At 69.0% G+C, this 7919-nt stretch carries 5 protein-coding genes and 2 pseudogenes; all 7 read left to right on the forward strand.

Translation table 11 applies throughout. The features are described 5' to 3' along the window. Window positions 1-2124: pseudogene (gene mfd / locus HMPREF0975_RS13825) on the forward strand (transcription-repair coupling factor); the annotation flags it as partial. A 146-nt stretch (window positions 2125-2270) separates the two neighbouring features. After that, window positions 2271-3314 carry a Fe2+-enterobactin ABC transporter substrate-binding protein gene (gene fepB / locus HMPREF0975_RS13830; protein WP_009234835.1) on the forward strand — a complete coding sequence of 348 codons (1044 nt, stop codon included), beginning with the start codon at window positions 2271-2273 and terminating at the stop codon, window positions 3312-3314. Between the two features lie 396 nt (window positions 3315-3710). Continuing rightward, window positions 3711-4565, forward strand: coding sequence for a hypothetical protein (locus tag HMPREF0975_RS13835; RefSeq protein WP_009234836.1), 855 nt, complete (start codon window positions 3711-3713; stop codon window positions 4563-4565). Between the two features lie 194 nt (window positions 4566-4759). Then, on the forward strand, window positions 4760-6046 hold the full coding sequence (gene eno, locus HMPREF0975_RS13840; protein ID WP_009234837.1) for a phosphopyruvate hydratase: 1287 nt from the start codon (window positions 4760-4762) through the stop codon (window positions 6044-6046). Window positions 6047-6221: 175 nt separating this feature from the next. Then, on the forward strand, window positions 6222-6920 hold the full coding sequence (locus HMPREF0975_RS13845; RefSeq protein ID WP_009234838.1) for an FtsB family cell division protein: 699 nt from the start codon (window positions 6222-6224) through the stop codon (window positions 6918-6920). Further along, window positions 6917-7462 (forward strand): DUF501 domain-containing protein, encoded by a 546-nt coding sequence (locus HMPREF0975_RS13850; RefSeq protein WP_009234839.1) that lies wholly within the window; start codon window positions 6917-6919, stop codon window positions 7460-7462. The genes HMPREF0975_RS13845 and HMPREF0975_RS13850 overlap by 4 nt, the downstream gene beginning before the upstream one ends. A 184-nt stretch (window positions 7463-7646) precedes the next feature. Continuing rightward, window positions 7647-7919: pseudogene (locus tag HMPREF0975_RS13855) on the forward strand (exopolyphosphatase); the annotation flags it as partial.

A 7919-nucleotide genomic window follows, 5' to 3' on the forward strand; every position in this document is an offset into this window, starting at 1 on the left:
GCACGCCGGTGACCTGGTGGTCCATGCCCAGCACGGGTGGGGCGCTTCATCGAGCTGAGCCGGCGCACCGTGGGCGGGGCCCGCTCGTCAGCCACCCGCGAGTACCTCGTCATCGAGTACGCGCCCTCCAAGCGCGGCCAGCCCGGCGACCGCCTCCTGGTGCCCACCGACGCCCTGGACCAGGTCACCAAGTACGTCGGAGGCGACAGCCCCGCCTTGAGCAAGATGGGCGGCGCCGACTGGGCCAGGACCAAGTCCAGGGCCCGCAAGGCCGTGCGCGAGATCGCCGGTGAACTCGTGCGCCTCTACGCGGCGCGCGCCGCCACCACCGGCCATGCCTTCAGCGCCGACACCCCCTGGCAGGCCGAGCTGGAGGAGGCCTTCCCCTACACCGAGACCCCCGACCAGCTCTCCACCATCGACGAGGTCAAGGCCGACATGGAGAAGGCCCAGCCGATGGACCGCCTGGTATGCGGCGACGTCGGCTACGGCAAGACCGAGATCGCTGTACGCGCTGCCTTCAAGGCCGTTCAGGACGGCAAGCAGGTGGCGGTCCTGGTGCCCACGACCCTGCTGGTGAGCCAGCACGCCGAGACCTTCACCGAGCGCTACGCCGGCTTCCCGGTGACCGTGAGGGCCCTGTCCCGCTTCCAGGACGCCGCCGAGTCCGCCGAGGTGCTCCAGGGCCTGGAGAAGGGGACGGTGGACGTCGTCGTGGGAACCCACCGCCTCATCACCGGCCAGGTGAGGTTCAAGGACCTGGGCCTGGTCATCATCGACGAGGAGCAGCGTTTCGGGGTGGAGCACAAGGAGACCCTCAAGGCGTTGCGCACTAACGTAGACGTTCTATCGATGTCCGCCACCCCGATCCCACGGACCCTGGAGATGGCGGTCACTGGCCTGCGCGAGATGTCCACTCTGGCGACCCCTCCCGAGGACCGCCATCCGATCCTGACCTACGTGGGCGCCTACGAGACCAAGCAGGTTTCCGCCGCGATCCGCCGTGAGCTGCTGCGCGAGGGACAGGTGTTCTTCGTCCACAACCGGGTCGAGGACATCGACGCCACCGCCGCGCGCCTGGCCGAGCTGGTCCCCGAGGCGCGCGTGGCCACCGCCCACGGCCAGATGAACGAGCATCAGCTGGAGGCGGTCATCGACTCCTTCTGGCGCAAGGAGACCGACGTCCTCGTGTGCACCACGATCGTGGAGACCGGGCTGGACGTGTCCAACGCCAACACCCTCATCGTCGACCGCGCCGACCGCATGGGCCTGTCCCAGCTCCACCAGCTGCGCGGGCGCGTGGGGCGCGGCCGGGAGAGGGCCTACGCCTACTTCCTCTACCCCTCGGACAAGCCGCTGACCGAGACGGCCCTGGAGCGCCTGCGCACCATCGCCACCAACACCGATCTGGGGGCCGGGATGCAGGTGGCCATGAAGGACCTGGAGATCCGCGGCTCGGGCAACCTGCTCGGCGGCGAGCAGTCCGGGCACATCGCCGGGGTCGGCTTCGATCTGTACGTGCGCATGGTCTCCGAGGCCGTCTCCGCCTACAAGAAGGCCCTGGCCCGCTCCGGGAAGGCCGGGGCCGACGCCGTCGGCTTCGAGGAGGGCGACGACGAGGACGTCGAGCTGCGCATCGAGCTGCCCGTGGACGCCACCGTCCCCGAGGACTACATCCCCCACGAGCGACTGCGACTGGAGGCGTACACGAAGTTCGCGGCGGCGCGCTCGGGCGAGCAGGTCGATGACGTCCTGGAGGAGCTGGCCGACCGCTACGGGCCGGTGCCCGAGGCTACCGCCCGCCTGGCGGCGCTGGCGCGGCTGCGGGCCCTGGCCGCCCAGCTGGGGGTGCGCGAGATCGTCGCCCAGGGCAAGTCGGTGCGTTTCGCCCCGGTGGACCTGCCCGAGTCGGCGCGCATGAAGGTCACCCGTCTCTACCCGGGCACGGTCCTCAAGCCGGCCACGCGCACCATCGTGGTGCCCGCGCCGGGCACCAACCGCATGGGCGGGGCGGCACTGTCCGGCGAGGAGGTCGTGCGGTGGGCCGAGGTGCTTCTGCACGCCGTCGTCGAGGGCGATGCCGCCTACGAGACCGAGGCCACCACCTACCGCAAACGCCGCTGACGGCCGGGTCCTATTCGGTTCCCATCTACTGGACAGGGCGTTGACCCACCATGAGGTCGGATTTAGGTTAGGCATACTTAAAGTGCGATTGTGAAGGAGGTCGCAGATCTCCTCTGGTCGTGAAGCCATCCACGGGAAGGACCGCGATGAATACGTTCCCACGTCTCGTCATCGGACGGCGGCGGCTCCTGGCTGCGACCCTGACCGGGGTCGTGTCTCTGGGCCTGGCCGCGTGCGGACGCTCCGGCGGCAGAGGCTCGGCCGGCTCCAGCGGCTCGGCGTCGTCGGGATCCCAGGGATGGCCCCGCACCGTCAAGACCGACGATGGCGACCTCGCCCTTTCCTCGAAGCCCCAGCGCATCGTGTCCACCTCCATAGCCCTGACCGGCTCGCTGCTGGCGGTGGGAGCTCCAGTGGTGGCCTCGGCCGTGACGGCTCCTAATACCGACGGCCTGAGTGATGATTCCGGCTTCTTCGTCCAGTGGTCTGATGCGGCTAAGAAGCAGAAGGTGGAGAAGCTCTACGAGATCAAGTCGGTCGACGTCACCAAGGTGGCCGGCTACGAGCCGGACCTCATCGTCGTGGCCAAGAGCGGTGGCGACTCGGCGGCCGATCAGGTCGAGCAGCTGCGTGACATCGCGCCGGTCCTGGTCGTCGACTACACTGGGCGCTCCTGGCAGGACGTCACCCGCACCATCGGTCAGGCCACAGGGAACGAGCAGCAGGCGGACACGGTGATCGCCGACTACGACGCGCACGTCTCTGCGACCAAGGAGGCCATCACTGTTCCCGAGGGGACGACATCGGCCTTCATCGTCTACGGCGGTGGTGGCGGCGGCGCCGCGGCCCTGACCGCGGAGTCTCCCCAGGTTCAGATCCTGACCTCTCTCGGGTTCACCATGGCCGACATCCCCGAGGAGGTGAAGGGCGATACCTCCAAGGGACAGCGGCAGGACATCGTCAAGTTGTCCAACGAGAATGTCCAGACGGGGCTGCCTGGTGATAACTGGGTGGTCATCGCCGCAGACAGTGCCAGCCGCCAGAAGGTCGTCGACGACCCGACTTTCTCCACCGCGACCCAGGTGACCCACGGGCGGGTGGCCTACACCCCGGCCTCCACCTTCCGCCTCGACTACTACTCCGCCATCATCATGCTCGACTCCCTCAAGGAGAGTTACAAGAAGGGCTGAGCGCCGGACGGGGCCCTGTGTCCGCTTCACTCTCTGGGCATGCCTTGATGTAGGTGCTGTGGCTGTGTGACGGTTGCTGGAACTGTTCAAGGTCAGGTGGCGCGGATTCATCTGGGGTGGACGTTCTCACCTGCGCTGGAATCCGTGAGGGGTGTGTTGAGGAGAGTTCAACACGTATCGACCCAAGTGGCCGGATGCGAGCAGGCGCCATGCAACCGGCACAAGATATCCGGGGTTCGGCGTCTCACTCCTATCAAGAGATGGCGTTATGGGCATGGGTACGAGTGGCGGCTGTACGGGCTGCGTGCGTCGTCGGGAGCGGAACGGTAAGGTCAGGGGCCAGAAACGTTGTGACACCATGTCGCCCTCCGATGTCGTCCCCTCCAGGAGCAGACCGTGACTCGAAGCCTCCCCGCACGTACGCGCGTCCTCGCTGCCGGCGTTGCACTTCTTCTCACCGTCGGGGCGCTCACCGGCTGCGCCGGCCGTCCGGGCCAGGCGGCCGACCTGACCTACACCGGCCTGGACGGGACGAGCCACTCTATCGTCGTGACCGAGAAGGACATCGACGTGGTGGCCAAGGATTTGGAGCCCAGACCCGGCCAGCAGACGGACCAGGAGCGCAAGACCCCGACACGCCTGGACATCGCCGGTGCCCTCATCGAGGCGCCCATCATCGCAGAGGTTGGCCAGGCCCACGGCATCACCGTCACCGACGAGGAAATCGTGCAGCTGGCCAAGGACCAGCTGGGCTTCGAGCCCCGCAAGGCGAACACACTGACCTACCTGCGGGCGAACATCCTGTTCAACCAGTTCAACCAGCTCCGCCAGCAGCCGGAGCTGGCCCAAGCCGTCTCCACCGACCTGCGCACGCTCCGTGCCACGCTCACCGGTGATCGTTCCCCTCGCTACCCAGACAACGCCCCGGCCTGGTGGACTCAGACGGATCCCCGGCTGAGCGCCGGTAACAACCCCACCGGCGGTGGTCAGCAGCAGGCTCCCCAGCAGGGTGGTGGTCAGCAGCAGGCCCCCCAGCAGGACGGTGGCCAGCAGCAGGCTCCCCAGCAGGGTGGTGGTCAGCAGCAGGCCCCCCAGCAGGACGGGGCCGAGCAGCCCGCCGATTCCGGGCAGGCGGAGGGGCGGACCGAGGGCGAGCAGGGCTCTGCCGATGGTGCCGCTCAGCCCGGCCAGGCCGACGGCGGCGCCGGTGATGGCGGTCAGGACACCGGTCAGGCCGGCGGCGCCCGGTAAGAGACCGGCGGAACCGGGGCCGCAATGGCGTCCAGTGTTTCTCGCCGGGCGTGAACACTGTGTATTCCCCAGGACCATTGCCCTCGTGGTGCGATGGCGGGCCCGCTAGGCTGGCCCTGCATTCGGCAGTCGTGCGCGATGTGCGTGCCCGACTCCGACGACCGCATCACGATCCCCTCAGCAAGGAGCACCAAGTGGCCCTCATCGAGAACGTTCACGCCCGCGAGATCCTCGATTCCCGTGGCAACCCGACCCTCGAGGTCGAGATCCTCCTGGAGGACGGTGCCTCCGCTCGCGCCGCCGTCCCCTCCGGCGCCTCCACCGGTGCCTTCGAGGCCGTTGAACTGCGCGACGGCGACAAGGACCGCTATGGCGCCAAGGGCGTCGAGAAGGCCGTCGCCAATGTCAATGACGTCATCGCCCCCGAGGTCATCGGTTTCGACGCCGCCGACCAGCGCGGCCTCGACCAGCTCATGATCGAGCTCGATGGCACCCCCAACAAGGGCAAGCTTGGCGCCAACGCCATCCTCGGCGTCTCCCTGGCCGCTGCCCAGGCCTCCGCCGAGTCCGCCGGCCTGGACCTGTTCCAGTACGTTGGTGGCCCCAACGCCCACGTCCTGCCCGTGCCCATGATGAACATTCTCAACGGCGGTTCCCACGCGGACTCCAACGTGGACATCCAGGAGTTCATGATCGCCCCCATTGGCGCCCCCACCTTCCGTGAGGCCCTGCGCATGGGCGCCGAGGTCTACCACGCCCTCAAGGCGGTCGTGAAGGAGCGCGGCCTGTCCACCGGTCTGGGCGACGAGGGTGGCTTCGCCCCCAACCTCGACTCCAACCGCGAGGCCCTCGAGCTCATCGTCGAGGCCATCGAGAAGGCCGGCTACAAGCCCGGCAAGGACGTTGCCCTGGCCATGGACGTCGCCTCCTCGGAGTTCTTCGACGAGAAGACCAAGACCTACCAGTTCGAGGGCGAGGCCCGCGACAACGCCTTCATGGTTGAGTACTACAAGCAGCTCGTGAAGGACTTCCCGATCGTGTCCATCGAGGACCCGCTCTCCGAGGACGAGTGGGACGACTGGAAGCACCTTACCGAGCAGATCGGCGACAAGGTTCAGATCGTCGGCGACGACTTCTTCGTCACCAACCCCGAGCGCCTCGCCAAGGGCATCAAGCTTGGCGCCGCTAACGCCCTGCTGGTCAAGGTCAACCAGATCGGCTCCCTGACCGAGACCCTCGAGGCCGTCGAGATGGCCCACCGCGCTGGCTACAAGTCCATGACCTCCCACCGCTCCGGTGAGACCGAGGACGTCACCATCGCCGACCTGGCCGTGGCCACTAACTCCGGCCAGATCAAGACCGGCGCCCCCGCTCGCGGCGAGCGCGTCAACAAGTACAACCAGCTCCTGCGCATCGAGGAGGCCCTCGGCGACGCCGCGGTCTACGCCGGCGCTGGCGCCTTCCCCCGCTTCCAGGCCTGAGCCTGACGGCGGACCGCCGCTTCGAATAGCCGATTGACGGCGACTCGACGACGGCGCACGCTCTCGCTCCGGGGCAGACGGGTCATCCCGTCTGCCCCGGAGCGTTTCCGGGGCGTGAGCAACGCGCCCGGTCAGGTGCGTTCCCGCCCGTCCCGCGGTGAGGCAGGATGCCCATATGACTCCGCGCCGCCCCACCTCCAGTCAGTCCGGGACGCGCCGCGTCTCCCGCGGCGCCCGCTCCCGCCAGGTCCCGGCCGAGCGGGCCGCCTCCCCATCCGGATCGGGCTCGGGTGGCTCCGAGCCCGAGGGGATCCCGACGACGGCGCCTGAGCGGATCCTGCCTCCGAGGATCGTCACCCTGGCGGTCGTCTGCCTGTTGGCCTTCGTCGTCGTCTTCACCTCGCTGCGTGCCTACCTTTCCCAGCAGGCCCAGTACGACGCCGTCGTCGCCAAGATCAAGGAGGCTTCTGACACCTCCACCGCCCTGGAGAATGAGTTGGCCCAGTGGAAGGACGACACCTACGTGCGCGCCCAGGTGCGTGAGCGCCTCGGCTACGTTATGCCCGGTGACACCAGCTACGTCGTCGTCGGCGCCGACTCCGTCGAGCAGTCGGATACCGGCGAGGGGGCCGCCCAGGGCTCCCAGGACGTCCCCTGGTACCAGACGCTCAAGGAGTCCTCACAGGCTGCCGGCCAGTCCGAGGACAAGACCGACGGCGCCTCTCAGAACGGTTCGAAAGGCGACACGGGCGGCAAGATCCTCAACCCCACCCAGAAGGGCCTGCCGACCGTCGCGCCCAGCCGGGCGCCATCGGATCCGCCCAGGACCTCGCCAAGCCCGGCCCCCACCCCGCAGACGAAGGAGACCCCGTGAGCCCCGCCCCCGAGACCCCGGCGACTGAACCGGCACCTGAGCGGGCGACTGAGACGGTCACGCCGGCCGACCTCGAGACCCTGGCCGCCCAGCTGGGCCGGATGCCGCGCGGCGTCGTGGCCATCGCGGCCCGCTGCGTGTGCGGGCGCCCCACCGTGGTGCGTACCGCCCCGCGCCTCGACGACGGCACCCCCTTCCCGACCAGCTACTACCTCACCCACCCGGCCGCCGTGAAGGGTTGCTCCACTCTCGAGGCCGAGCACCTCATGGAGACCTTCAACGCCGACTTGGCCGCCGACGAGGAACTCGCCGCCGCCTACGCCGCCGCCCACGCGGACTACCTGGCCCGGCGCGCCGAGCTCGGGCAGGTCCCTGAGATCGGGGGCGTCTCCGCCGGCGGCATGCCCACCCGCGTCAAGTGCCTCCACGCCCTGCTCGGGCATGCTCTGGCCGCCGGTCCCGGCGTCAACCCCATCGGCGACCGCACGCTGGAGGCTCTGCGCGAGCGCGGACTGTGGGATCCTCAGCGCTGCTTCTGCTGACTGCCCGGGCCGTTCTGGACCAGAGGTGTGCGATTGTGCGCCGGGGCGCCTGCGCGTCCTCGCGTTCGTACCTTACGATTCCAAGACGTACCTCAAGGGGGCGTCCCCGCGCCGAAAACTACGATCCCGCGCTCCTGTCCGCCCCGTTCTCTGCCATCCCGTCCCTGCCCAGGAGGCCGCCGCCATGACCCGCGTCGCCGCAATCGACTGCGGCACCAACACCATCCGCCTCCTCATCGCCGAGGCCGACCGCGACCAGATGGGCCGTCCCCGGCTGGAGGTGCTGCGCCGCCGCAACGAGATCGTGCGCCTGGGGCAGGGGGTGGACCGCACCGGCGTGCTCGACCCCGAGGCCCTCGAGCGCACGCTGACGGTCGTGGCCGCCTACGCCGCCGACTGCGCCGAGCTGGGCGTCGCCCGGCCGGGAGGCGCCGGCGGCTTCGTCGGCCACCGTCCG

The organism is Actinomyces sp. oral taxon 849 str. F0330 (assembly GCF_000239715.1).
GTDB classification, from domain to species: Bacteria; Actinomycetota; Actinomycetes; order Actinomycetales; family Actinomycetaceae; genus Actinomyces; species Actinomyces johnsonii.

Bases quoted from the DNA above. Each gene is read 5' to 3' on its own strand.
- fepB (WP_009234835.1), top strand. From the start codon at position 2,271: ATGAATACGTTCCCACGTCTCGTCATCGGACGGCGGCGGCTCCTGGCT.
- HMPREF0975_RS13845 (WP_009234838.1), top strand. From the start codon at position 6,222: ATGACTCCGCGCCGCCCCACCTCCAGTCAGTCCGGGACGCGCCGCGTC.